The 25,527-nt window shown below is 67.9% G+C and carries 25 protein-coding genes; 7 read left to right on the top strand and 18 right to left on the bottom strand.

Going from position 1 to position 25,527, the window contains the following annotated elements; translation table 11 throughout:
• Window positions 1–4: 4 nt before the first annotated feature.
• The gene (locus tag PGN27_RS23225) at window positions 5–904 is read right to left on the bottom strand and encodes an alpha/beta fold hydrolase (protein WP_335328233.1); all 900 of its coding nucleotides are present in this window, start codon (window positions 902–904) and stop codon (window positions 5–7) included.
• A gap of 105 nt (window positions 905–1,009) precedes the next feature.
• On the opposite strand from PGN27_RS23225, the gene PGN27_RS23220 reads away from it, so the two are divergent.
• On the top strand, window positions 1,010–2,620 hold the full coding sequence (locus tag PGN27_RS23220) for a 4-coumarate--CoA ligase family protein (protein ID WP_335328232.1): 1,611 nt from the start codon (window positions 1,010–1,012) through the stop codon (window positions 2,618–2,620).
• A 3-nt stretch (window positions 2,621–2,623) separates the two neighbouring features.
• Here PGN27_RS23220 and PGN27_RS23215 read toward each other — a convergent pair whose 3' ends face one another.
• The 7 genes from PGN27_RS23215 to PGN27_RS23185 form a co-directional block, all read right to left on the bottom strand.
• Complete coding sequence (locus PGN27_RS23215) at window positions 2,624–3,634, bottom strand: uroporphyrinogen decarboxylase/cobalamine-independent methonine synthase family protein (protein ID WP_335328231.1); 1,011 nt, start codon at window positions 3,632–3,634, stop codon at window positions 2,624–2,626.
• On the bottom strand, window positions 3,631–4,701 hold the full coding sequence (mnmA, locus tag PGN27_RS23210) for a tRNA 2-thiouridine(34) synthase MnmA (RefSeq protein WP_335328230.1): 1,071 nt from the start codon (window positions 4,699–4,701) through the stop codon (window positions 3,631–3,633). The genes PGN27_RS23215 and mnmA overlap by 4 nt, the downstream gene beginning before the upstream one ends.
• On the bottom strand, window positions 4,698–5,885 hold the full coding sequence (locus PGN27_RS23205; protein WP_335328229.1) for a cysteine desulfurase family protein: 1,188 nt from the start codon (window positions 5,883–5,885) through the stop codon (window positions 4,698–4,700). The genes mnmA and PGN27_RS23205 overlap by 4 nt, the downstream gene beginning before the upstream one ends.
• Window positions 5,886–5,932: 47 nt before the next feature.
• Entirely contained in the window at window positions 5,933–6,796 is an 864-nt protein-coding gene (locus tag PGN27_RS23200; RefSeq protein ID WP_335328228.1) for a lysophospholipid acyltransferase family protein, read from the bottom strand.
• Window positions 6,793–7,629: a GNAT family N-acetyltransferase gene (locus tag PGN27_RS23195; RefSeq protein WP_335328227.1), complete on the bottom strand. Its 837-nt coding sequence runs from the start codon at window positions 7,627–7,629 to the stop codon at window positions 6,793–6,795. The genes PGN27_RS23200 and PGN27_RS23195 overlap by 4 nt, the downstream gene beginning before the upstream one ends.
• 208 nt (window positions 7,630–7,837) lie before the next feature.
• Complete coding sequence (locus tag PGN27_RS23190) at window positions 7,838–8,794, bottom strand: electron transfer flavoprotein subunit alpha/FixB family protein (RefSeq protein WP_335328226.1); 957 nt, start codon at window positions 8,792–8,794, stop codon at window positions 7,838–7,840.
• A gap of 38 nt (window positions 8,795–8,832) precedes the next feature.
• Complete coding sequence (locus PGN27_RS23185; protein WP_335328225.1) at window positions 8,833–9,624, bottom strand: electron transfer flavoprotein subunit beta/FixA family protein; 792 nt, start codon at window positions 9,622–9,624, stop codon at window positions 8,833–8,835.
• A gap of 197 nt (window positions 9,625–9,821) precedes the next feature.
• On the opposite strand from PGN27_RS23185, the gene PGN27_RS23180 reads away from it, so the two are divergent.
• The 4 genes from PGN27_RS23180 to PGN27_RS23165 all read left to right on the top strand — a co-directional run bounded on the left by PGN27_RS23180 (window position 9,822) and on the right by PGN27_RS23165 (window position 14,370).
• Window positions 9,822–10,640, top strand: coding sequence for a class I SAM-dependent methyltransferase (locus PGN27_RS23180; protein ID WP_335328224.1), 819 nt, complete (start codon window positions 9,822–9,824; stop codon window positions 10,638–10,640).
• Window positions 10,641–10,659: 19 nt separating this feature from the next.
• Window positions 10,660–12,183: a 1,4-alpha-glucan branching protein domain-containing protein gene (locus tag PGN27_RS23175; RefSeq protein ID WP_335328831.1), complete on the top strand. Its 1,524-nt coding sequence runs from the start codon at window positions 10,660–10,662 to the stop codon at window positions 12,181–12,183.
• Between the two features lie 82 nt (window positions 12,184–12,265).
• Window positions 12,266–13,492 carry a glycosyltransferase family 4 protein gene (locus tag PGN27_RS23170; protein WP_335328223.1) on the top strand — a complete coding sequence of 409 codons (1,227 nt, stop codon included), beginning with the start codon at window positions 12,266–12,268 and terminating at the stop codon, window positions 13,490–13,492.
• Window positions 13,493–13,569: 77 nt separating this feature from the next.
• On the top strand, window positions 13,570–14,370 hold the full coding sequence (locus tag PGN27_RS23165; protein WP_335328222.1) for an SRPBCC family protein: 801 nt from the start codon (window positions 13,570–13,572) through the stop codon (window positions 14,368–14,370).
• An 82-nt stretch (window positions 14,371–14,452) separates the two neighbouring features.
• On the opposite strand, the gene PGN27_RS23160 is transcribed toward PGN27_RS23165, so the two are convergent.
• Entirely contained in the window at window positions 14,453–15,190 is a 738-nt protein-coding gene (locus tag PGN27_RS23160) for an acyltransferase (RefSeq protein WP_241472605.1), read from the bottom strand.
• A 95-nt stretch (window positions 15,191–15,285) separates the two neighbouring features.
• Here PGN27_RS23160 and PGN27_RS23155 point away from each other — a divergent pair, with 95 nt between their 5' ends.
• Window positions 15,286–16,527 (top strand): BamB-related PQQ repeat family beta-propellar protein, encoded by a 1,242-nt coding sequence (locus tag PGN27_RS23155; RefSeq protein ID WP_335328221.1) that lies wholly within the window; start codon window positions 15,286–15,288, stop codon window positions 16,525–16,527.
• Between the two features lie 9 nt (window positions 16,528–16,536).
• On the opposite strand, the gene PGN27_RS23150 is transcribed toward PGN27_RS23155, so the two are convergent.
• The 8 genes from PGN27_RS23150 to PGN27_RS23115 all read right to left on the bottom strand — a co-directional run bounded on the left by PGN27_RS23150 (window position 16,537) and on the right by PGN27_RS23115 (window position 22,728).
• Window positions 16,537–17,241: an esterase gene (locus PGN27_RS23150; RefSeq protein WP_213447473.1), complete on the bottom strand. Its 705-nt coding sequence runs from the start codon at window positions 17,239–17,241 to the stop codon at window positions 16,537–16,539.
• A gap of 64 nt (window positions 17,242–17,305) precedes the next feature.
• A complete protein-coding gene (locus tag PGN27_RS23145) occupies window positions 17,306–18,475 on the bottom strand; it encodes a THUMP-like domain-containing protein (protein ID WP_335328220.1) in 1,170 nt (389 codons plus the stop codon).
• 1 nt (window position 18,476) lies between these two features.
• Window positions 18,477–19,475 (bottom strand): class I SAM-dependent methyltransferase, encoded by a 999-nt coding sequence (locus PGN27_RS23140; RefSeq protein ID WP_335328219.1) that lies wholly within the window; start codon window positions 19,473–19,475, stop codon window positions 18,477–18,479.
• A 9-nt stretch (window positions 19,476–19,484) separates the two neighbouring features.
• The gene (locus PGN27_RS23135; protein WP_335328218.1) at window positions 19,485–20,177 is read right to left on the bottom strand and encodes an enoyl-CoA hydratase; all 693 of its coding nucleotides are present in this window, start codon (window positions 20,175–20,177) and stop codon (window positions 19,485–19,487) included.
• Window positions 20,174–21,010 (bottom strand): NUDIX hydrolase, encoded by an 837-nt coding sequence (locus PGN27_RS23130; protein WP_335328217.1) that lies wholly within the window; start codon window positions 21,008–21,010, stop codon window positions 20,174–20,176. Before PGN27_RS23130 ends, PGN27_RS23135 begins: the two co-directional genes overlap by 4 nt.
• Before the next feature lie 61 nt (window positions 21,011–21,071).
• Complete coding sequence (locus tag PGN27_RS23125) at window positions 21,072–21,926, bottom strand: ABC transporter ATP-binding protein (RefSeq protein WP_335328216.1); 855 nt, start codon at window positions 21,924–21,926, stop codon at window positions 21,072–21,074.
• On the bottom strand, window positions 21,875–22,579 hold the full coding sequence (gene yczE / locus PGN27_RS23120) for a membrane protein YczE (RefSeq protein WP_335328215.1): 705 nt from the start codon (window positions 22,577–22,579) through the stop codon (window positions 21,875–21,877). The genes PGN27_RS23125 and yczE overlap by 52 nt, the downstream gene beginning before the upstream one ends.
• Window positions 22,576–22,728: a hypothetical protein gene (locus tag PGN27_RS23115; RefSeq protein ID WP_335328214.1), complete on the bottom strand. Its 153-nt coding sequence runs from the start codon at window positions 22,726–22,728 to the stop codon at window positions 22,576–22,578. Before PGN27_RS23115 ends, yczE begins: the two co-directional genes overlap by 4 nt.
• Window positions 22,729–22,790: 62 nt before the next feature.
• On the opposite strand from PGN27_RS23115, the gene yczR reads away from it, so the two are divergent.
• A complete protein-coding gene (yczR, locus tag PGN27_RS23110) occupies window positions 22,791–24,236 on the top strand; it encodes a MocR-like transcription factor YczR (protein ID WP_335328213.1) in 1,446 nt (481 codons plus the stop codon).
• Between the two features lies 1 nt (window position 24,237).
• On the opposite strand, the gene serB is transcribed toward yczR, so the two are convergent.
• Window positions 24,238–25,497 (bottom strand): phosphoserine phosphatase SerB, encoded by a 1,260-nt coding sequence (gene serB, locus PGN27_RS23105; RefSeq protein WP_335328211.1) that lies wholly within the window; start codon window positions 25,495–25,497, stop codon window positions 24,238–24,240.
• Window positions 25,498–25,527: the final 30 nt, after the last annotated feature.

Raw genomic sequence — 25,527 nt, 5'->3', positions numbered from 1 at the left:
GATCCTAGGTGGTCTTCAGAAACATCCGTAGCCGGTCGAGAACCAGTTCGGGACACTGCTCGACGATCCAGTGCCCGACCCCGGGCACCAGCTCGAGCTCGAAGTCCGAACAGTGCTCGGGCAGAACCCGCAGCAGTTCCGGTGTCAGCACCTTGTCGTAGGTGCCGTGCAGCCACCGCACCGGGACGTTCACCTTGTGATGATCGAATTCGCCTCGCAGCCAACGGATTGCCTCGCGACGCTGGAAGGTGCGGTACCAGCGTGAACCCGCCTCGGCGTAACCGGGGCGCCGCATACAGTCGACGTAGAAGGCGATATCGGCGGGCGGTGTCTGGAACTGCCCACCCACCCACGGTCCGAGCAGGTTGAAATAGCGCGCCTTGCGATCGGCGATGACCCGTGGCCCGATCACGGGCAGCATCATCGGAACCTGGTACCACATGCGCCAGAAGTTGAGAATCGCCTCGCGGTCGTGCTTGAGCCACGGCACGGCGGTGTTCATCCCCATGAACGCGGCCACCTTGTCCGGGTGGCGCAGCATGAAGATGGTGGCCACCGGGCCTCCCCAGTCGTGGGCGACGAGATGCACCGGGCCGACACCGAGACGGTCGCAGACCGCGGCCAGATCATCGGCCATGTCGTTCTTCAGATAGCGATCCCGCGGTGCCGAACTCCAGCCCGCACCCCGAAGATCGGGACACAGCACCCGATAGCCGTCAGCCGCCAGCGGAGCGATCATTTCGCGCCATTCCCACCAGTTCTGCGGAAATCCGTGGATGAACATGACCGGCCGGCCGTCGGCGGGACCGGCATCGGCGACATGGATCGTCACGCCCGAGCCGAGGTCGACAAAGCGGTGTTCGACGCCGGGAAGAGCGGGCGGGGTGTCTGTGACGACGGGCATCACGACACTGTACGTTATGCGGTACCGCCGGTATCGCGTGGATTGATGACCATCCGCGCGAGCCGCCCACATGAGCGGGCGAGTCATGATGAGATAGGCGACACCATGACTATCGACAGCCCCTTCCCCCAGGTGCAGATTCCCACGTCAAGCGTCTACGACTACCTCTTCGCCGATATCGATCCGGCGGTTCTCGACGAGGTCGCGTTGTTGGACACCAAATCGAACACCCCGACCACCTACCGCGAGATGATCGGGCGCATCGACGCCTTCGCCGGTGCACTTGCCCACCGCGGCCTCGGGCCAGGTGACGTCGTCGGCCTGCTCGCCCCCAACAGCGCGGCCTTCGCCGTCGCCTTCCACGGCATCCTCCGGTCGGGCGCCACCGCGACCACCATCAATGCGCTGTTCACCGCCAATGACATCACCAAACAGCTCAAGGACTCCAAAGCCGCACTGCTGGTGACGATCTCGGCGCTCAAGCCGCAGGCGGTACAGGGCGCCCAGGGTGCTGGCCTCGACCCGTCGGCGGTCGTCGTGCTCGACGGCCCAGGCGCCGATGCCGACGGGCATCCCAATGCCGCGGACCTACTCGGCGCCGGCCACGCCGCACCCGCGGTCGAGTTCGATCCGGCCACCCATCTGGCGGTGCTCCCCTACAGCTCGGGTACTACCGGAAATCCCAAGGGCGTGATGCTGACCCATCGCAACCTGGTGGCCAATGTCGCCCAGATCCGCCCACTACAGAAGATGACCGCCGGCGATCGGGTGCTGGCGGTCCTGCCGTTCTTCCACATCTACGGCATGACGGTGCTGCTCAACGCCGCCCTGCACGCACGGGCGCAACTGGTCATCATGCCCAGCTTCGATCTGACGGAGTTCCTGTCCAACATCGCCGAGCAGAAGTGCACACACGCCTTCATCGCCCCGCCGGTCGCGGTGGCCTTGGCCAAGCACCCGCTGGTCGACGAGTACGACCTGTCCTCGCTGCACGGCATCATGTCCGGGGCCGCACCGCTGGACGAGGAACTGGGCAAGGCCGTCACCGCCCGGCTGGGCACCCCGCTGGTGCAGGGCTACGGCATGAGCGAGCTCAGCCCGGTGAGTCACCTGACCCCATTCGACGGCGGTAAGGAGGCGCTCGGCACGAGCGCACCGATGAGTTCGTGTGGGTGGACCGTACCCAACTCGTCGAGCAAGCTCATCGACCCGGAAACCGGCGACGAGATCGGGCTTCCGGAGTCGGGCTTGTCCGAGACCGGTGAACTGTGGTTCAAGGGGCCGAATGTGATGGCCGGCTACCTGAACAACGAGGAGGCCACCCGGCAGACCATCGACGCCGACGGTTACCTGCACACCGGCGATCTGGCCCGGGTCGACCCGACCGGCTGCGTGTTCATCGTCGATCGGCTCAAGGAGCTGATCAAATACAAGGGCTACCAGGTTCCCCCTGCCGAGCTGGAGGCCGTTCTGCTCGGACATCCTTCGATCGCGGACGCGGCGGTCATCGGTGTCGTCGACACGGAGTCCGGTGAGGAAGTGCCCAAGGCGTTCGTGGTACGCCAGCCCGATGCCGATCTCACCGCCGAGGCCGTGATGGACTATGTCGCGGGTCAGGTTGCGGCGTACAAGAAGGTGCGGCAGGTCGCCTTCATCGACGCCATCCCGAAATCGGCATCCGGGAAGATCCTGCGCAAGGACCTACGCGGCAGCTGACGGTCAGATCGCTTCGGGATCGGCCGCCAGTCCGTCGACGGCCTTCTGCGCCAGCGAAAGGGCGGCGCGCGACCAGGTCTCGGTGGCGCCGGCCAGGCCGCACGCGGGGGTGATGCCGACGCGGTCCCGCAGGATCGTGCGGGCGAATCCGAGCCGGTCGGTCACCGCCGCGGCCGCCGCGGCGGCGTGTTCGGGTACCCACCGCTGCGCCGGGGCCGTACCCGGGATCACACCGAGCAGCACGGTGCGGCCCGACTCGATGAACTCCCCCACGCCGTCCAGATCGGCCGCCCGCAACTTCGAGGCGTCAACCGCGATCGCGGCCAATGCGCTGCGCTGCAACAACATCCACGGCAGGTCAGCGGCGCAGCTGTGCAGGGCGACCGGTCCCCCGACGGCACCGATCACCGCGTCGAGCAGGGCCGCGGCCAGTTGTTCGTCGACCGGGTGCACCGGCGACAGGCTGGTCACTCCGGTCAACCGGCCCGCCAGCGCGGCGGGCAGGGATGGTTCGTCGAGCTGGACGACGACCTCGGCATCCAGTCGCCGGGCGAGCTCGGCGCGGTGCGCAGCCAGGCCCTCGGACAACGATCCCGCCAGATCGCGCAGCGCTCCGGCGTCGGTGATGGCGCGATGGCCGTTGGGTAGCTCGAGTTCGGCCGCCAGCGTGATGGGCCCCGCGGCCTGCACCTTGACGGTGCGGCCCTGCCCACGCAGTCCGGCCTTCTCCCACGCCTCTTCGAGGGCGTCGAGGTCCTCGTTGAGCAGGCTGACCGCACGTCGCAGGACGGCGCTGCGGCCACCGGCGATGCGGTAGGCCCGCGGCGCAGTGTCGATACCGATGTCGACGAGCAGCGCGCCGGTACGACCGATCATGTCGGCGCCGACACCGCGGGCCGGGAGTTCCACCAGATGTGCCAGTGAGTGCAGTTCGCCGACGACGATCTCGGCGGCTTGATGCGCCGAGACGCCCGGCCAGGAGCCGATCCCGGTGGCGGCGGCAAAAGCGCTCACGCGCGCGCGACGGTCGCGCTGGCGATGACCTCGTCACCGTCGGGGTCTGGCCGATAGAGCACCATCGTCTGGCCCGGTGCCACCCCGCGCAGCGGTTCGCGCAGATCTGCCACCAGCCTGCCGTCCGCGACGTCGACGACGGCCTCGGCGAGTCCGCCGTGGGCGCGCACCTGGACCACACCCTCGACCGGTCCCTCGGGCGCGACGCCTGCGGTGAACACCGGTTTGTCGCCGACGAGTTCGCGGACGTCGAGATCTTCGGCGGGGCCGACGCGCACCGTGCCGGTGGCGGCATCGATACCCGTGACGTAACGCGGCTGACCGTCAGGACCGGGTCCGGCGATGCCCAGACCCTTGCGCTGACCGATGGTGAAGCCGTGCACACCGTCGTGTTCGGCCAGCACGGTCCCCCCGGCGTCGATCACCGCGCCAGGGCGGATGCCGATCTTGGCACCCAGGAAGGCGCGGGTGTCACCGGAGGGGATGAAGCAGATGTCGTGGCTGTCCGGTTTCTCGGCGACGGCGAGCCCACGGCGGGCCGCCTCGGCACGGATCTCCGACTTGGGGGTGTCACCGATCGGAAAGACGGCGGTGCGCAACTGTTCTGCGGTCAGCACCGCCAGCACGTAGGACTGATCCTTGTCGACGTCGACCGCGCGTCGTAACCGTCCGTCGGACAGCCGGGCGTAGTGGCCGGTGGCCACCGCGTCGAAGCCGAGAGCCAGCGCCCGTGCGGACAGCGCGGAGAACTTGATCGTCTCATTGCATTTCACACACGGGTTGGGCGTCTCGCCGCGAGCGTAGGCGTCGACAAAATCGTCGATCACCTCCTCCTTGAAGCGATCCGCGAAATCCCATACATAGAATGGGATTTCGAGAATATCGGCGACACGCCGGGCATCGCCGGCATCCTCCTTGGAGCAGCATCCGCGCGACCCGGTGCGCAGGGTTCCTGGCGCGGACGACAATGCCAGGTGCACTCCGACCACATCATGTCCCGCGTCGACCATGCGCGCGGCAGCCACCGAGGAGTCCACCCCGCCGCTCATTGCGACCAATACCCTCATGCGCGGGTCCCCGCACTGGCCAACGCGGCCTCCCTGGCGCGCTGCACCGCCGCGGGCAGCACGGCGAGGGCGGCGTCGACATCGGCTTCGGTGCTGGTGTGCCCCAGCGACAGTCGCAGTGATCCGCGTGCGGCCGCCGGATCGGCACCCATTGCGATCAACACGTGGGAGGGCTGGGCGACCCCGGCGGTACATGCCGAGCCGGTCGAGCACTCGACACCCTTGGCGTCCAGCAGCATCAGCAGCGCGTCGCCCTCGCAGCCGCGAAAGGTGAAGTGCGCGTTGCCCGGTAACCGCCGATCACCATCGGCACCGTTGACGTCGACATCCTCGATGCCGGCTTGGACACCGGCGATCAACCGGTCGCGCAACGCCGCGACGCGCGTGCTGTTATCGGCCAACTCGTCCACAGCCGCCTTCGCGGCTGCGGCCATACCGACCGCACCGGCGACATCCGGTGTCCCGGAGCGGACATCGCGTTCCTGGCCACCACCGTGCAACACGGGTACGCAGGCGGTGTCGCGTCGCAGCAACAGGGCGCCGACACCGGCCGGGCCGCCGAACTTGTGGGCGGCCAGGCTCATCGCCGACAGACCACTGGCGGCGAAGTCAACGGGGATGTGCCCCACCGCCTGGATGGCATCGCTGTGGATGGGCACGTCGAACTCGGCGGCGACAGCGGCCAGGTCGGCGATCGGCGAGATCGTGCCCACCTCGTTGTTGGCCCACATCAACGACACCAGCGCCACATCATCGTGTGCGGCCAGCACCGTGCGCAGATCCTCGGCCGACACCGCCCCCTCGGCGTCCACCGGCAACCAGGTGACGTCGGCACCCTCGTGCTCGACGAGCCACTCGACGGCGTCGAGCACGGCGTGGTGCTCCACCTGCGCCGTGACGATGCGGCGGCGGCGCGGGTCGGCGTCGCGGCGAGCCCAGAAGATGCCCTTGATGGCCAGATTGTCCGATTCGGTGCCGCCTGCGGTGAAGATCACTTCCGACGGGCGCGCGCCCAGCAGCTGCGCCAGCGTCTCGCGGGCCTCCTCCATTCGGCGCCGAGCGGCCCGCCCGGAGGTGTGCAGCGAGGAGGCATTGCCCACCGTGGTCAGCACCGACGTCATCGCCTCGATGGCAGCGGGGTGCATCGGGGTGGTGGCGGCGTGATCCAGGTAAGCGGCGCTCATGGCCCGTCCAGGATAGCCGCCACGGGCGCTGACCCGATCCAGCGCGGTCAGGCCACCAATACCTCACCGGCCGCGGCACCGATATGGGCGGCGCGTCGGTGGACCCCCACCGCACCGGGTCCGCGCACCGCGGCCTCGCAACGGGCAGCCAGATCCCGGCGATCGTCACCAGGCAGCTCCAAGGACTGCACCTGCACGTGCACGACCGTGCGCCGGGCGGTGACCAGGCGGCGGATGGAAGCAAGCAGGGTGTCCTCGCCGATATAGGCGGGCACCGTCGACGGGGTGCCGTCGCGGTGGTGGTATGTCAGCCGCAGCGGTTGCACGGGGCGGCCCGCGTCGACCGCGGCCTGGAACATCGCCGGCCGGAACGGACCGTAGCCGAGGCCACACCAGGTGGTGCCCTCGGGGAAGGCGACCACGGTATGCCCGCCGCGCAACCGGGCCGCGACCGCACCGACGACCGCGGGCAGCCTGCGCAGGTTTTCCCGCTCGATCGGGATCACCTTCATGATCCTGGCGACGACGCCCAGCGCCGGCCAGTCGATCAGGTCGGCGCGGGCGACGAACGATCCCGGCAAGACCGCACCGATGCTGAAGACGTCCAGCCAGGACACGTGCCCGCTGACCACCAGGACACCGCGCAGGTTGCGGATCGGGCCGCCCGACACGGTGATCCGGACGCCGACGCAGCGCAGCATCAGCCGGCAGTAGGCGCGTTGCAGGTGTGAGCGGCCGGGCAGCGGCATGGCCAGCAGTGGCACGGCGAGGAACAACAGCACCGCACCGGTCACCCGCAACGTGGTGCGGGTCCACACGGCCGGTCGCGAGCCCGGCGCGGCGGCGCCGGCGTGCATGCAGCCCTCATCGCAGGTCGCCTTGGGCAACCATGCATGTCCGGTGACGGTCACGACCGTGCCTCCCCCTCGGTGGCCTGCGACACCGAGCGCAGGCGCCTCAGGTAGCGGACGTCGGCACGCCGCTTGTCCAGCAGCGCCGGGAAGTCGCCGACACCGAAATCGGGATCGTGGGCCGGCTCACCGCACACCTGGGCGCCGAGGCGCAGATATCCGCGCATCAGGGCCGGCACGCTGACCCTGGCCGGTGGCTCGATGTCGTCGAGGCCGCGACCGTCGATGACCACCGGGCGGTAGGGGCGCAGCGTGTACTCGGTGGGCGCGCCGTGGCGGCGCAACACGAAATCGCGTACCCCGCGCAGACCACTGCCGGGGGTCTCCCCGGCAGGATGCGTCGGCACCGACACGCAGCCGGTGACGTAGTCGTAACCGCAGCGGTCAAGGTAGGCCAGGATGCCCGCCCACATAAGCAGCACCACGCCGCCGTTGCGGTGGTCTTCGCGCACCACGGCGCGGCCCATCTCGACCAGCGACGGTCGCAGGGTGTCCAGCAACCGGACGTCGAATTCGGTTGCGGTGTAGAGACTTCCAGCGGCGATAGCACCCGGTGGCGGCAGCATCCGGTAGCAGCCGACCAACTCGCCGGACCCGTCCTCACGGACCAGCAGGTGATCGCAGTACTGGTCGAAGCGGTCGGCGTCCAGGCCGTCGGGGCTCGCGGTCAACGCGAAGCCGGGCTCGGAGGTGAACACCTCGTGACGCAGCCGCTGGGCCGCCTCGATGTGCTCGGGCTCGGTGGACAGCAGCAGGGTGTAGCGCGGCGCCGGAGTCCCCGAGGTCGCGTGCGCGGTGTCGTCGGCGGGTATGAGTACTGATGCGGTGCTCATGCGATTCCCTCGCAGGCTCGGGTCCCGCATGTCACCTGTTGATTCGCTCCGCAAGCGTCGCTCATGTACAGCACGCTCGCGCCTCCGGGTCTCCGGGTGGCATCGGCAGCGTGACGTGTCCGTGCACGAAAAATGAACACCGTGAGCAGACGCAAATCCCCCCATTTCCAGGTGGAAATGGGGGGATTTACGTCTGTTCGGCGGGAAACTAACCCTTGCGGGCCTTGACCGCCTCGGTCAGCTGCGGGGTGACCTTGAACAGGTCGCCCACGATGCCGAGATCGGCGATCTCGAAGATCGGCGCCTCTTCGTCCTTGTTGACCGCGATGATCGTCTTGGACGTCTGCATGCCGGCGCGGTGCTGGATCGCACCGGAGATGCCCAGGGCGATGTACAGCTGCGGCGACACGGTCTTACCGGTCTGGCCGACCTGGAACTGACCGGCGTAGTAGCCGGAGTCCACCGCGGCACGCGAGGCACCGACGGCGCCGCCGAGCGAATCGGCCAGCTCTTCGACGACCTTGAAGTTCTCCTCGCTGCCGACACCGCGACCACCGGCGACCACGACGCTGGCCTCGGTGAGCTCGGGGCGGTCACCGGCGACGACCGGCTCACGCGAAGTGATCTTCGTCGCATTCTCGGCCTGGGCCGGGACCTCGACCTCGACGACCTCACCGGCACCATCGGCCGGTTCGGCGTCCACGGCACCCGGACGAACGGTGATGACGGGCAGTTCGCCGGTGGCCTGCGCCTCGACGGTGAACGCGCCACCGAAGATGCTGTAGACCCCGATGCCACCGTCCTTCAGACCGACGACGTCGACCAGCAGGCCGGAGCCCAGGCGTGCGGCCAACCGGCCGGCGACCTCTTTGCCCTCGGCGCTGGCGGCGATGACCACACCGGCAGGCGATGCCGACTCGGCGAGCGCCGCAAGCACGTCGACCTTCGGGGTGACCAGGAAGTTGTCCACATCGGCCGACTCGGCGACGTAGATCTTGGCCGCACCGGCGGCCTTGAGGCCGTCGGTGAGGCCGGCAGCGGTGCCGGGGGCGCCCACCACGACGGCGGACGGCTCACCCAGCACGCGGGCGGCGGTGATGAGTTCGGTGCTGACCTTCTTCAGTGCACCTTCGGCGTGCTCGACGAGCACGAGTACTTCAGCCATGAATCTGTCCTTTGAGTGTGTGTCTGAGGGGTCAGCTACTAGATCAACTTCTGGGCGACCAGGTACTCGGCGACCTTGGTGCCGCCTTCGCCCTCGTCGGTGATCTTCTCGCCGGCGGTCTTCGGGGGCTTGGGGGTCGACGAGAGCACCTTGGTGCCTGCATTGGCAACGCCCACCTCGTCGGCCTCGACACCGATCTCGGCCAAGGTCAGGACGGTGACTTCCTTCTTCTTGGCGGCCATGATGCCCTTGAAGGACGGGAAGCGCGGCTCGTTGATCTTCTCGTTGACGCTCACCACGGCGGGCAGTGTGGCCTCCAGGCCGAAGACGCCGTCGTCGGTCTCGCGCTCGGCGGTGACCTTGCCGCCCTCGACGTTGAGCTTGCGCACGTGGGTGAGCTGCGGCAGGCCGAGGTACTCGGCGATGACGGCCGGAACCGCGCCGCCGACGCCGTCGGTGGCCTCGTTACCGGCGATCACCAGTTCGGTGCCTTCGATGGTGCCCAGCGCGCGGGCCAGTGCCCAACCCGTCTGGATGAGGTCGGAGCCGTGCAGACCGTCGTCCTTGAGGTGGACGGCCTTGTCGGCGCCCATGGACAGTGCCTTGCGGATGGCCTCGGTGGCACGCTCGGGGCCTGCGGTCAGCACGGTGACCGTGCTGTCGCCACCTTCACGTTCCTTGATGAGCAGCGCTTCTTCGACGGCGCGCTCGTTGATCTCGTCGAGCACGGCGTCGGCCGCCTCGCGATCGAGCGTGTAGTCACCGTCGGAGAGCTTGCGTTCCGACCAGGTATCAGGGACCTGCTTGATCAGGACCACGATGTTCGTCATGAGTGTGGTTCGTCCTCCTCGATGAGGCCGTCTGCCGGCCTGGCAATATCACGTTTCACGCAACGGCCTCCAGGTTACTCGCCGGTAACTTGAGCGGCACGTACGGACACCATAACTGGTCAATCGCCATCTACCGACCGCACGGTCGGTCGGGCATCCGTTCGCGAACCGGCCGTCACGGGTTAGCCTGCCTTCCAATGAGCACATTCGGTTCGGTCGAGAACTCCGGTGGTCCCGCCAAGGCGGGCACCGACGTCGACCCTTGTCTGCCCCTGACCGGTGAACGGACCATTCCGGGCCTGGCCGAGGAGAACTACTGGTTCCGCCGCCACGAGGTCGTCTACCAGCGTCTTGCCGATCGCTGCGCCGGCCGTGACGTGCTGGAGGCAGGCCCTGGCGAGGGGTACGGGGCCGACCTGATCGCGCAGGTGGCCCGCTCCGTGGTGGGCGTCGACTACGACGAACAGGCCGTCGCCCACATCCGGGCCAAGTATCCGCGGGTCCAGATGACCCTCGGCAATCTCGCCGAGCTTCCGCTGGCGGACGGGTCGGTGGACGTGGTGGTCAACTTCCAGGTCATCGAGCATCTCTGGGACCAGGGGCAGTTCGTCGCCGAATGCGCGCGCGTGCTGCGACCCGGTGGGCTGTTGCTGATGTCGACGCCGAACCGGATCACCTTCTCCCCCGGCCGCGACACCCCGCTGAACCCGTTCCACACCCGTGAGCTCAACGCCGCCGAACTCACCGAACTCCTCGTCGATGGCGGCTTCGAGATCGAAGGCATGTACGGCGTTTTTCACGGTCCCGGGCTGGCCGAGCTCGACGCACGCCACGGCGGTTCCATCATCGAGGCGCAGATCGCGCGCGCGGTGGCCGATGCCCCGTGGCCTGCGGACCTGCTCGCCGATGTCGCCGCGGTGCGTACCGAGCACTTCGATCTGGTCGAAGACGGCCGCGACAACCGTGCCATCGACGACAGCCTGGACCTGGTGGCGATCGCGGTGCGCGGTGACTGAGCACCGCCCCACGCCGGGGATGTTCACGCTGGTGCTGCACACACACCTGCCGTGGCTGGCCCATCACGGCCGCTGGCCGGTGGGCGAAGAGTGGCTCTATCAGTCCTGGGCGGCGTGCTATCTGCCGCTGTTCCGGGTCCTGCGCACCCTGGCCGACGAGGGCCGCGGCCACCTGCTCTCCCTCGGCATGACACCGGTGGTCACCGCCCAACTCGACGATCCGTACTGCCTGACGGGCATGCACCATTGGCTGGCCAACTGGCAGTTGCGCGCCCAGGAGGCGACAACGGTCACCAGCGGCCCCGACACCGGCTACGCATCGCCGGAAGCCATGCGGCAGTTCGGGATCCGTGAATACGACACCGCCACCGCGGCGATGGACGACTTCAGCACGCTGTGGCGTCACGGCGGTAGCCCGCAGCTGCGCCCGCTCGTCGAGGCCGGCACCATCGAACTGCTCGGCGGTCCGCTGGCCCACCCGTTCCAGCCGTTGCTCAACCCGCGGCTGCGCGAGTTCGCTCTGCGCGAAGGTCTGGCCGATGCCCGGCATCGCATCGGGCACACCCCGGCAGGCATCTGGGCTCCCGAGTGCGCCTACGCGCCGGGCATGGAAAGCGGTTATGCGGCAGCCGGTGTCAGTCATTTCATGGTCGACGGACCCTCACTGCACGGCGACACCGCACTGGGCCGCACCGTCGGCGACAGCGACGTGGTGGCATTCGGACGCGACCTCCAGGTCAGTTATCGGGTCTGGTCGCCCAAATCCGGTTATCCCGGCCACGCCGCCTACCGCGACTTCCACACCTATGACCACCTCACCGGCCTCAAGCCGGCCCGGGTCACCGGGCGCAACGTGGCATCGGAGGCCAAGGCGCCGTATGACCCCGAGCGCGCCGACCGCGCCATCGACGTGCACGTCGCCGATTTCGTCGAGGTGGTGCGGCGCAGGCTGATCGACGAGTCCGACCGCATCGGACGCCCTGCCCACGTGGTGGCCGCGTTCGACACGGAACTGTTCGGGCATTGGTGGTATGAGGGCCCACAATGGCTGGAGCGGTTGCTGCGAGCACTGCCGGCCGCGGGCATCCGCGTCGGCACCCTCACCGATGCCATCGCCGACGGGTTCGTCGGCGGCCCGGTCGAATTGCCGCCCAGCTCATGGGGTTCCGGCAAGGACTGGCAGGTGTGGAACGGTCCCAAGGTCACCGATCTGGTCCAGCTCAACACCGAGGTCGTCGACACCGCTCTGGCCGCGGTCGACAAGGCGATGATGCACCCCGATGCGGGCGGACGCGATACGGTCGCCGACCAGATCCTGCGCGAAACGCTGCTCACGGTCTCCAGTGACTGGCCCTTCATGGTCAGCAAGGACTCGGCCGCCGAGTACGCCCGCTATCGCGCACACCTGCACGCACACGCCACCCGCGAGATCAGCACCGCCCTGGCCTCCGGGCGCCGCTCCCAGGCCCAGCGGCTGGCCGAGGACTGGAACCGCGCCGACGGCCTGTTCGGAGCGCTGGACGCCCGGAGGCTGCCACAATGACCGCCACATTCCCGGCGAGTGTGAGTGTCTGCTGCCCGACACGCCGCGTCCCGCCCTCGCACATCGTCAGAGGTATTCACCGATGAAGATCTTGATGGTCTCCTGGGAGTACCCGCCGGTGATCATCGGTGGGCTCGGCAGGCATGTGCATCACCTGGCCACCGAACTCGTCGACGCCGGCCACGAGGTCGTGGTGCTGTCGCGCCGGCCTACCGGTACCGACCCGAGCACCCACCCGTCGACCGACGAGATGTCCGAAGGTGTGCGCGTCATCGCCGCCGCCCAGGATCCGCACGAATTCGCCTTCGGCACCGACATGATGGCGTGGACGCTGGCCATGGGACATTCCATGGTGCGGTCCGGCCTGATCCTGCGGGACTGGCAGCCAGATCTGGTACATGCCCACGACTGGCTGGTCGCACATCCGGCGATCGCACTGGCCGAATTCTTCGACGTGCCTTTGGTTTCCACCATCCATGCCACCGAGGCCGGCAGGCATTCCGGTTGGGTATCCGGTGCGGTCAGCCGACAGGTGCACGCACTGGAATCGTGGCTCGTGCACGAATCCGATTCGCTGATCACCTGTTCGGCGTCCATGCGCGAGGAGATCACCGAACTTTTCGGGCCGGGCCTGGCCGAGACGACGGTCATCCCCAACGGGATCGATACCGACGGTTGGCCTTTCGCCACCCGTCGCCCGCACGACGGCGCACCCGAGTTGCTGTTCTTCGGCCGGCTGGAATACGAGAAGGGTGTGCATGACGCCATCGCGGCCCTGCCGCGCATCCGCCGAACGCACCCGGGCACCACGCTGACCATCGCCGGTGACGGCACTCAGCTGGATTTCCTGACCGCCCAAGCCCGCAAACACAAGGTGCTCAAGGCGACCAAGTTCATCGGACGCGTCGACCACGAGGGCTTGGTCCGGTTGCTGCACAGGGCCGATGTCGCCGTGCTGCCATCGCATTACGAGCCGTTCGGCATCGTCGCCCTGGAGGCCGCTGCCACCGGTACACCCCTGGTGACCTCGAACATCGGCGGGCTCGGCGAGGCCGTCATCGACGGTGTCACCGGGGTGTCCTGCCCGCCGCGCGATGTCCCCGCACTCGCGGATGCGGTGCGCCGGGTGCTCGACGATCCCACCGCCGCACAGCAGCGCGCATTGGCGGCCAGGGACCGACTCGGCGACTTCTCCTGGCCGAACGTCGCCGACCACACCGCGCAGGTGTATCTGTCCGCCAAACGTGGCGAACGCCAGCCGCAGCCGCGCCGGCTGATCGTCGAGCGTCCACTGCCCGACTACGGTTGATCCGCGCAAGCGAACACCTCGGTCCCCGGAGTAAATCAACCGGCGCCAAGTCCTGTTTCCGGTCGTAGGCTGGTGAGATGCCGGAGCACCACGACGACGAGAAGCGCTGGATCGAGCTGTGGCTGACCGTCGATGCCGGCTCCGAACAGGTGTGGCATGCACTGGCCACCGGCGCGGGCAACTCGGCCTGGTTCACCCGCTGCGAGATCGAGGAAAAGATCGGTGGGACAATCCGATTCGACTTCGGGCCCGCCGGTGATTCGGTCGGTGAGGTCACCGAATGGAATCCGCCGCGCCGCTTCGGCTATATCGAACGAGATTGGACCGGACGCGATGACGCCCCGCCGCTGACCACCCACATCACCGTGACCGACCGACTCGATGGACGCTGCGATATCGCGATGGTGCACTCCGTGGTGACCGATCGTCCCGACTGGGACACCGAGCTCGAGGGCTTCGAAGCGGGCTGGGCCGGGCATTTCGCGGTGCTGCGCAGCTATCTGCGGCATTTCGGCGGCCGTCGCGCGGTGACCTATCGACTCTCTGCGGCATCACCGGACTCGCCGTACGAGACCTGGAAACGGTTCACCGAGGTCATGCACCTGCACGGTGTCGACGTGGGCGATCTGCGCACGGTCGGCGCCACCAGTGACAACATCAACGGGCAGGTGGAACGGGTCCAGCAGGACGATCAGCACCGCCAGGTGCTGGTGCGTCTGGCCGAGCCGCTACCCGGCCTCGTGCTGTTCGACATGTCCACACCGGGCGGGAAGGCGATGGTGAGCCTCAACGCGTTCTTCTACGGCGACGACGCTGCCGACGATGCCGAGGTGACCCGCACGGCGTGGCAGCGGCTGCTGGAACACACCTTCGACTGATCCGATCGAAGGCACGAGCATGCGTGGACTCGGCCGGCCCGACCGCGTGTCTCGCAACAGACACGCAGGCTCCCCGAGGGGACTAGCGCGCGGCCTTCTTGCGCTCGATATCGGCCAGATTGGCGGCCAGCTCGGCACGCTGGGCGGCCGATGCGTCCCAGGCGACCTTGCGATTCTTGACCACCTTGGCCGGCGACCCGACAGCGATCGAGTAGTCCGGGATCTCCCCCTTGACCACCGCATGCGCACCGAGCACGCAACCGCGGCCCACCGACGTCCCGCGCAACACACTGACCTTGGCGGCAACCCAGGTGTCCGGTCCGATCCGCACCGGGCTCTTGATGATGCCCTGGTCCTTGATCGGAAGCTCCAGACTGTCCATCTTGTGGTCGAAATCGCAGACATAACACCAGTCGGCCATCAGCACGGAATCACCCAGTTCGATGTCCAGGTAGGTGTTGATGACGTTGTCACGGCCCAGGACCACCTTGTCACCGATGCGCAGTGAACCCTCGTGGCAGCGGATGGTGTTCTTGTCGCCGATGTGAACCCAGCGGCCGATCTCCATGGTGGACAGCTCCGGCGTGGCCTCGATCTCCACACCCTTGCCGAGGAACACCATGCCCCGGGTGATGATGTGAGGGTTGCGCAGCTTGAACTTGAGCAGACGCCAGTACCGCACCAGGTACCACGGCGTGTAGGCCTTGTTGGCCAGCACCCAGCGCAGCGAATCGCGGGTCAGGAACCGAGCCTGACGCGGATCGCTCAGCCGCGAACCTCGCCACCTCTTGTGCAACGGCGCGCCCCACATCGTCGTCATGGCCGGTCAGCCTACGCGAGACCGTCACGGGCTAGTCTCGGGACTCGATGCCTGCACTCCGAAAATCTGCGCGCCGGCTTGCTGCCGTCCTGTCGATGACCACACTGCTGGCTTCGGCGTGCGCGAACACCGATTCCTGGGTCGAAGCCCACCCCGCGACCGGATGGTCCGCGCAGTACGCCGACGGGGCCAACAGCAGCTACAACCCTGTCGACGGCGCCCGGCAACTGAGCCTGGATTGGCAACGCTCGGTCAAGGGTGCGTTGGGCGCACAGGCCGCGCTGGGTTCAGGTGCCTACCTGGCGGTGAACGGCCAGACCGCCGACGGCTGCTCGCTCATGGTGTGGGAGAACGACAACAACGGTCGGCAACGGTGGTGCACCAGACTGTGGCAGGGCGGCGGCTTGTCCAGCCCGCTGTTCGACGGCTTCGACAACCTCTACATCGGCCAACCGGGCGCGATCATGTCGTTCCCGCCCACGCAGTGGATCCGCTGGCGGCAGCCGGTGATCGGCATGCCGATGACCCCGCGCCTGCTCGATCCAGGACACCTACTGGTGTTCACCCATCTGGGCCAGGTGCTGGTGTTCGACGCACATCGCGGAACCGTCATCGGCACACCGCTTGATCTGGTTGCCGGCGTCGATCCGACCGATTCGCAACGCGGACTCGACGACTGCGTCACCGAGCGCAGTGGTTGCCCCGTGCCTGCGGCGCCGGCATTCAGCGCCGACACCGGAATGCTGGTCGCCGGACTCTGGCAACCCGGCGCCCCGGCGCCGGTCCTCACCGGGTTGAAGTATCGCCCCGAGGCCACCGCGATGGTGACCCCGGCCTGGACCAGCACCGCCGTCGGCGGCGGACCGATCGCCAGCCCGGTGCTCTCGGCGGACGGCACCGTCGCCTATGTCACCGGCCGCGACAACCGACTGTGGGCTATCGACACCGCCGACGGCAGCGCGAAGTGGTCGGCGGCACTGGACTCCACCCCGCGGACTCCACCGTCGGTGACCCCGGATGGACACATCATCGCCGGCGGCGGACCGGGTTCGCGTCTGGTCTCCGTCACCGACGGCGGTGAGATCGCCTGGAGCCGTGATGATGTCGAACCGTTGACGACGTCCACGCAAAGCGGCGGCGGCACCGGCTACGCGGTGATCCGCGACGGTGACACCGGTCAGGCGCTGCTGGTGTTCGATACCGCCGACGGCCGCACCCTCAACCAGTACCCGTTACCGGAGGCCGACGGTGCGCCGCTGGGGATCTCGGTGGGCCATGACCGCCGAGTCGTCGTCACCACCAGCGCAGGTCAGGTCTACAGCTTCGCACCGGCCTAGCCCGGACATTCAGGCCAGTAGTGGGGCCACCGTTGCGCGCGGCACCGAAACCTGAACGGCGCCCGCCGATTCGGGCAGCAATTCACCCTGGCTGAAGAAGAAGATCACCGCATCGTCGGTGATGGCGAAGTTCTGATAGTTGGCCGGGTCCAGACCCGCATCCGGCAACACCGGATCGGGGATGCCCGACTGCCGGGCCAAATCGGCCTGCACCACCGGGAAGATCACCGGCAGCGGGTCGACACCCTCGCGGAACAGCTTCTCGAAGGTGATCGGCTTGCGGTATGCCTGATCCCAGCTGAACGATTTGTAGAACGTCTGCGGGTGGGCGCCACCGACATTCTGGTAGGTGGTGAACACCACCGACTGGGTCCCCCGCGGCGGGACCGCAGAACTGTACTGGACGGTGGTGGTGTCCAATTCGTAGGGCATCCCGCGGAAATCCGGGGACTTCGCGACGTTGAGGAATCCATCGCGGGTCTGCTTGACGTACTCGATCACCGGCTTGGGATCGGGAAAATTCGCCGGGAACTTGATGTTCAGCGTGTAGGCCGGGTCGGTCTGGGCGATGGTGCACACATTGTCGGGACCGAGCACGCCGTCGACATCGCTGCATCCCGGCGGCGCGGCTGCGGCGACCGGTGCACCCGCGATGCCCAGCAGGGCCGTGGTGGTTGCTGCCAGCACGGTGACGGCCAGCGGGGGTACACGCATCTGGGAGATCCTCCGGGGAACTGGAGCGGCACAGGCGCCGCTGGTACCAAGATTACCTGTGGCACTATCGCGACGGACGACAAATGAATGCCACCGCGCGACTGGCGGCCCCGGCACCGATGCGGGTGAGCACCACCGACAGCGCAGACGTGCCCCGCAACTTCAGCCGCCGACGCAGGACGTCAGGGTCGACATCGAGGCCGCGGACCAGGATCTCCACCGCACCGCAGTCCCTGGCCACCAGTTCGCGGCGCAACCGCTTCTCGTCGAATCCGATCTCCGCGAGCACCTCGAATCCGCGGACGCCTTCGGGCAGCGCATCCCCGGACAGATAGGCGATATCGGGATCCAATTGCCACAGGCCGTGTCGGGTGGCGTACTGGCGCACCAGACCGGCGCGCACGACCGCCCCGTCAGGGTCGATGATCCACCTACCGACCGGTGCGACGGTGCAGTCATCGGGATCGGCATCGGTCAGCTCCTCGGCCCTGTCCAGCACGACCGCCCGCCGGTGCACCCCGGAAGCGGTCAGACCGGCCGACCACAGGCACGCCTCGCGCACGCTGCCTGCCCATGACGTCACCGCGATCTCGCCGGAGAACCCCAGTTCATCGAGCTGGCCGAAATCGATTCCCGGGGCGCATTTCACGACGATGTGCCGGTCGCGGTAGACCTCCAGCAATTCGTCCAACGGCGGTAGATAGGACCGTGGATCGAACCGCCGGCGCCCGCCGGCACGCCTGCCGGGATCGGCGAGGACCACGGTATCGCGACTCACCGGGACGAGCGCATCGGCGAGCACCAACGCCGCATCGGGAACGTTGCTGTGCGCCATGGCAAGCCGCACCCGATCCAGATCGCTGCCGAGGACCGATTCGGCACTCGGTATGAGCGCGGCCAGTTCGGCACCCACCGAGCACGTCACATCGTGGACGCGCATGCCGGCCAGCCGTTGGGCACGGTGCAGCGCCACCGGCTCGGCGGTCGCCTGCTGCATGGCGTCATCGGTGAACAACCATGACGACGCGTCGGCGAACTTGGTCTGTGCCCGCCGCCGAAGCAGGGTGGTCTCCACCAGCACCGCCGTACGGTCACCGAAACGCCCACGCACCACACCGATATCGGCCACCCGGTCGGCATCGCTCAGCGACAACCCGGCGATCTGGGCCAGTGCTCGACGTCCGTCGTCGCCACCGAGGTAGGCGACATCATCGAGCGAGAAAACTACCGCCACATCACAACGGCTTGGTGCCCGTGACCATCACGTTGTAGAACCAGCCCTTGGGCACGACCTTGCGCCAGACGTTGGCGTCCACCCAGCTCAGCGTCGTCCAGCTGTTGAAGGCGAACTTCGCCCATCCCCAACCCAGTCGCCCCGGCGGCACCGACGCCTCGAAGGTCCGGATCGGCCAGCCGAGCATCGCCGCGGTGAACTCCTCGCTGGCGGTGGCCACCTCGACGGCACCGGCATTGGTGGCCATCCGCTCCAGATCCTCGGGATCGAAGGTGTGCAGATCCACGACCGCCTCGAGTGCGGCGGCGCGGGAGGACTCGTCCAGTTCCTCCTGCGGGCGACGCCAGTTCTCCAACCCGGGCAGTTTGGTGATGTTGGTCGACAGATGCCAGGTCAGCGTCGAGAGGTTGCGTGCGTAGACATTGCCCGCGCTGGTCGGCTCACCGGCGAAGACGAACCGCCCGCCGGGCTTGAGGATGCGGACCACCTCGCGCAGCGACTTCTCCACATCCGGGATGTGGTGCAGCACGGCGTGCCCTACCACCAGATCGAAGGTGTTGTCCTCGTACGGGATGCCCTCGGCATCGGCGACGCGACCGTCGATGTCCAGGCCGAGACCCTGTCCGTTGCGGGTGGCGACCTTGACCATGCCCGGGGACAGATCGGTCACCGAGCCACGGCGTGCCACCCCGGCCTGGATGAGGTTGAGCAGGAAGAATCCGGTGCCGCAGCCCAGTTCCAGGGCCCGGTCGTAGGGCAGTTGCTGCTGAACGTGCTCGGGCACGATGGCGTCGAAGCGACCGCGCGCATAGTCGATGCAGCGCTGGTCATAGGAGATCGACCACTTGTCGTCGTAGGTCTCGGCCTCCCAGTCGTGATAGAGGATCTGGGCCAGCTTGGTGTCCTTGAGGGCGGCCTCGACCTGCTCGGCGGTGGCGTGCGGGTTGGGCTCCGGAGCCGCCCCGGCGGCGACATCGGGAGTGTGGTCCGTGCTCGTCATATGGGCAGCCTAACTGCCGGTGCTCGCCCCGAAGACCTCGACGTAGCGCTCGACGCCCTCACCAGCGCCATCGATCATCGCCTTGGCGCAGGCCAGCACATGTGCCGGGGTCTCCAGGTGGCGGCGCGCCCAGCTCAGCGCGGCATCGTAGACACCGTCGGGAGCCACCAGCTCATCGACCAGCCCGAGCGACAGGCTCTCCTCGGCACCTACGAACCGGCCGCTGAACACCAGGTCTTTGGTCCGCGCCGAGCCGATCGCCGCGACCAGCCGATCGGTCCCCGCGGCGGGAAGCAGCCCGGCGAGCACCTCGGTGGCGCCGACCTTGACGTTGTCACCGGCCACCCGCCAGTCCGCGGCCAACGCCAGCGACAACCCTGATCCCAGCGCGTAACCGGTCACCGCGGCCACCGTCGGCTGTGGGATGGCGGCCACCGCGTCCAAGGCCGTTCGGCATGCCGTCGTCACGCTGCGCGCATCGGTAGCGGTCAGACGCCTCAGCTCGGGGATGTCGTCACCGGCGCTGAACACCTCGTGACCGCCGAAGAGGATCACCGCACGCACCTGCGGATGGCGTCCGAGCTCACCGGCTACGTCGGCGAGCTCTCGGTACATCTGGCGGGTCAGCGCGTTGGTGGGCGGCCGCGACATCACCAGGGTGCCGACGCCGTCGTGCACTGCTGAGGTGACGAATTCGGTCATGGGCTCGGCGGGTTGTTGTAGCCCTGCGGGGAGCGCCGGTTGCGCGCCTCGTTGTAGCGGGCCGCGTCGAAGAATTCGATATCCCAGTCGCCGGTGCCTCGGTCCGCGGACAGGCTCGGCATCATCGCAACGATTTCGCGTTCGGTGGCCAGCACGTCGGCGACCGTGCGCCCGTTGAGCGAATCGAGCTGCGACCAGGTCGGTGGCAGCAGGAACGAGTGGCCCTCGGCGAACTCGTCGAGCGCGGCCTGCGGGGTGGACCAGAATGCGCGGTCGCTCTCGGTGTTCTCGCCGTCCGCGCGCTGCCCGTGCGGCAGGGCACCTACGAAGAAGTAGGTGTCATACCGTCGGGTCCGCTCCTCGACCGGGGTCACCCAGTTGGCCCACGGCCGCAGCAGATCGGCCCGCAGCACCAGCTTCTCGGCACGGAGGAAGTCGGCGAAGGACAGGGAGTTGTCGGCCAATGCCGCCCGCTGCTCGCGGTAGACCGACGCGTCGTCGACGAGCACGTCGGAATCGTCGGCGGCTCCGGCGAACAGCACCCCGGACTCCTCGAACGTCTCGCGCGCCGCCGCGCAGACCAGCGCCTCGGCCAGGTCGACGTCGACGTTCATCCGCTCGGCCCACCAGGACGGTTCCGGGCCGTACCAGGCGATACCTGTCCCCCGATCGCGTTCGTCGACGCCCCCGCCGGGGAACACCATCACCCCAGCCACGAAGTCCATCGCCGAATGCCTGCGCATCAGGAAGACCTCCAGCGATTCGGCCGTGCCCTGATCGCGCAGCAGCATCACCGTCGAGGCGGGCCGGGGAACCAGCGGATCTTCACTCATGCGCCGGCCTCGCAGGCTCGGTCGGCGCATTCGATGCCGATGATTCGCTCGCGAGCTTCGCTCATGTGGCGCGCCTCCTGTGTGCGGCGCGGCTACGTGTACGCCGCGCGAAGTACCGGCCGTCGATGTAGTCCAGGGTGATGGACTGTCCGAACGCCGCGGACAGATTCTCCGATGTCAGCACATCAGCCAGCAGACCGGACCCCACCACGCTGCCCTCCGAGAGCAACAGGCAATGCGAGAACCCTGGCGGGATCTCCTCCACATGGTGGGTCACCAGGACGATGGCAGGAGCATCGGGGTCGGCGGCCAGATCGGCCAGCCGGGCCACCAGTTCCTCACGGCCACCGAGGTCCAGACCTGCGGCAGGCTCGTCGAGCAACAGCAATTCCGGGTCGGTCATCAGCGAGCGGGCGATCAGTACCCGTTTACGCTCCCCCTCGCTCAGGGTGCCGTAGGTGCGCTCGGCCAGATGCTCGGCCCCCAGGCTCTCCAACATGTCGACGGCCTGTTCGTAGTCCACGTCGTCGTACTTTTCACGCCAGCGCCCCAGCACCGCGTAGCCGGCCGATACCACCAGGTCTCGCACGATCTCGTCATCGGGAATCCGTTGGCTCAGAGCAGAACTGCTCAACCCCACCCGGGACCGCAGCTCCCCCATGTCGGTGCGCCCGAGCCGCTCACCGAGCACGTACGCCACCCCCGAGGAGGGATGGTCGATGGCCGCGGCGATGCGCAGCAGTGAGGTCTTCCCCGCCCCGTTGGGCCCGATCACGACCCAGCGCTCGTCCAGTTCGACAGCCCAGTCGACGGGCCCGACAAGGGTCTTACCGCCGCGCCGCAGGGTGACCTTGGCGAATTCGATCAGCAGGTCTTCGGCGGGGACATCGGCTGCGATGGGCTCGTCTGCTGGCACCCGCTCATCGTAGTGTCGGGGTCCGCGACGGCACGGGACCGCCCTTGACCGCCGGCGGGCGCGCCGAAGTCATGGAACAGCAGTCGCCTGGGCATGAATCTCAGCATCAGCTGGACCAGCGGGCCGATACCTAAGGCGTAGATCACCGTACCGACACCGACCGTGCCGCCGAGTAGGAAGCCAAGGGTCAATACCGTCACCTCGATAGCCGTGCGGACCAACCGCACCGACCGTCCGGTGCGCGCCACCAAGCCGGTCATCAGCCCATCGCGCGGTCCGGGTCCGAGTCCGGCACCGATATAGAGCACCGTGCTCACGGCGTTGAGCACCACCGCCGCGAGCATCATGGCGACCCGCACCCGAAGATCGGTCGGCGCGGGCAGCAGCGCGATACCGATATCGACGGTCACCGCGATCACGATCACGTTGGCGACGGTGCCGATGCCCGGGCGGTTGCGCAACGGGATCCAGGCCAGCAGCACGATGATCCCGACGAGGGCCGTTATCGTTCCGATGGTCAACCCGGTGTGCCTACTGAGGCCCTGATGGAAGACGTCCCACGGGTCCAGGCCCAGTCCGGCCTGCACCATCAGGGCCATCGACAACCCGTAACCGGCCAGGCCCGTCAACAGCAGCGCGAGGCGCGTGGTCATGCGTGGTCGGGGAATCGTGCGCGGATCGCGTCGAGTTCAGTGCGCATCCGGCGGGCATCCGCGTTGTCGACGTCGCCGAACCTGCGCGGAGTGCGGACGCCTGAGCGTCGGTACTTCCCCGCCATCCGAACCATCCAGTTCTCTTTCATGGATCGATCTTCTGGCGGCAATGGCTTGCCGATCAATAGCCAGTTGGCGAATACTGGCTCTTATGTCCATCGATATGGGGTCCAGAGTTCTCGATGTGGACCTTCTGGCGCGCGAACTCGGCAACTGGCGCACATCCAGTTCGACAGGTGCCGCATATCTGGGCCTTGCCGATGCGGTCCGGTTGCTCATCGTCGACGGCCGCCTCCCCGTTGGTTCCCGCTTACCGAGCGAACGTGCCCTCGCCGACGCACTCCGCGTCTCGCGCACCACGGTCACCGCCGCCTTCGCCGCGCTCCGCGAGGACGGTTATCTGCACGCGCGGCGCGGCGCGCGCAGCACCGCCGCCCTGCCGCCGCGTCCCGCGCTCCCCACCGACCCGAGCACACCGACGGTGAGCCTGGCCGCCGCGGCACTGTCGGCGCCCAGCGCGGCGGTGCGAGAGGCATTTTCCGAAGCCGCCCGTGATATCACCCCCTACCTGGCCGAGGTCGGTCACGAATTGTCCGGAGTGTGCGCGCTGCGTGAAGCGGTGGCCGAAAGCTACTCCGCCCGTGGCCTTCCCACCGATCCGACACAGATCATGATCACCACCGGTGCCCAACATGCCATCGGCCTGATCCTGGCGGCGTTCGCCCAGCCCGGCGACCGGGTGCTCGTCGAACAGCCGACCTATCATGGCGCACTCGCGGCCATCGCGGCCGCCGGATCACGCGCGGTACCGGTCGCGCTCAACGACAGCGGCTGGGAACTGGACGCCGTGCATGCCGCGATCCGCCAGTTGGCCCCGGTGCTGGCCTATTTCGTCCCCGACAGCCACAATCCGACCGGTTTCACGATGTCGGAGGATGAACGAAAACGGCTGGGCCACATCATTTCCGAGACACGCACCCGCACCATCGTCGACGAGTCGATCATGGACATGTGGCTCGATGAGGAACCGCCCGCGCCCCTGGCCGCAGCAATGACCCAGCGCCGCGAATTGCTTCTCACCATCGGCTCGATGTCGAAATCATTCTGGGGCGGGCTGCGGGTGGGCTGGATCCGCGCCGAACCGGCCACCTTGGCCACCATCGCGGCCACTCGTGCGGCAGTGGACCTGGGCACCCCCATCCTCGAGCAGTTGGCGGCGGCGCGACTGCTTCGGGTCCGCGACCAGATACTGCCGGAACGGCGCGAAATACTCGCCACGAGAAGGCAATTCTTGATAGACCTGTTGGCGCGCGAGCTTCCCGACTGGCGGCCCGGCCCGGGCCGCGGCGGAATGTCGCTGTGGGTGCAGCTGCCATCGCCGATGAGCACCGCGCTCTCGGCCTCGGCGTCCCGGCTCGGTCTCGATCTGCCCGCGGGCCCGCGCTTCGGGGTGGACGGCACCCTGGAGCGCTTCATCAGGGTGCCCTACGCGCTACCCGAAACACAGTTGGAGGCGGCCGTCGACCTGATGGCCCGGGCCTGGCGTTCTATCACCGGCGTCTCCGTGACCCCGGAAACCCACGCGGTGGTCGTCTGACCTAGCTCGGAATGTCCACGCGCCGGACCGTCCCGTCGACGGCATCGGCGGCCTCGATCTCACCGCGGGTTACCCCCAGCAGGAACAACACCGTGTCCAGGTAGGGGTGACTCAGCGAGGCATCGGCGACCTCGCGCAGTGCGGGTTTGGCGTTGAACGCCACCCCGAGGCCTGCCGCCGACAGCATGTCGATGTCATTGGCGCCGTCGCCGACGGCCACCGTCTGTGCCATCGGCACGCCGGCCTGTTCGGCGAAGTCCCGCAGCGCCTTGGCCTTGCCTGGCCGATCGATCACGGTGCCGACGACGCGGCCGGTGAGCTTGCCGTCGACGATCTCGAGTTCGTTGGCCGCCACGAAGTCGAGTTTGAGCTCGTGCGCCAGCGGGTCGATGACCTGGCGGAAACCACCGGAGACGATGCCGCAGTGATACCCGAGCCTGCGCAGGGTGCGGATGGTGGTCCGCGCGCCGGGGGTCAGCTCGATCTGTTCGGCGACATCATCGAGCACCTCGGCCGGCAATCCGGCCAGCGTCGCCACCCGTTTGTGCAGCGATTCGGCAAAATCGAGCTCCCCGCGCATGGCCGCCTCGGTCACCTCGGCGACCGCGGCCTCCGCACCGGCGTGCGAGGCCAGCATCTCGATGACCTCACCCTGGATCAGGGTCGAGTCGACGTCGAAGACGATGAGGCGCTTGGTGCGCCGGGACAGGCTGTAGTCCTCCAGCGCGATGTCCACACCGAGGTCGACCGCGGTGCGCGCCATCGCGCTCTGCAGTTCGGCGTACACCGCACCCGGCGGTACCGAGACACGCAGTTCCAGGCCGGTCACCGGGTAGTCCGATACGCCGCGGATGAAATCGATGTTGACCCCGAGGTCGGCAACCTCGCGTGCCACCACGCCGAACGCCTCCGCGGTGATCGGCCGCCCGAGCACCACGATGGTGTGGGTGGAGGGTTCCACCATCACCGGCTTGTCGTCACTGCGCTCGATGGTGACATCGAGACCCACGCCGTGGATCGCGGCGCGGATCTCGTCGGCGAACCGGGCCTCGTCGGCGACCGGGGTGTCCACCGACACCAGGACACCCAGCGTGAGCCGGTTGCGAATCACGACCTGCTCGACGTTCAGCAACTCGACGCGGTGCCGCGAGAGCACCTCGAACAATGCTGACGTCACGCCCGGCTGATCGACACCGGTGACGGTGATCAGCAGCGAGGAACGTCCGCGCGCAGCATCGACTGACTGCGAGGCCGTCGGCACAGTTACCTCCGTTGAGATGCCGCGGGTCGG

Origin of the sequence: Mycolicibacterium neoaurum, from assembly GCF_036946495.1 — a bacterium.
GTDB lineage: Bacteria > Actinomycetota > Actinomycetes > Mycobacteriales > Mycobacteriaceae > Mycobacterium > Mycobacterium neoaurum_B.
Note: the sequence above shows the minus strand (reverse complement) of the source record. Positions and strands in the feature narration are given on the sequence as shown.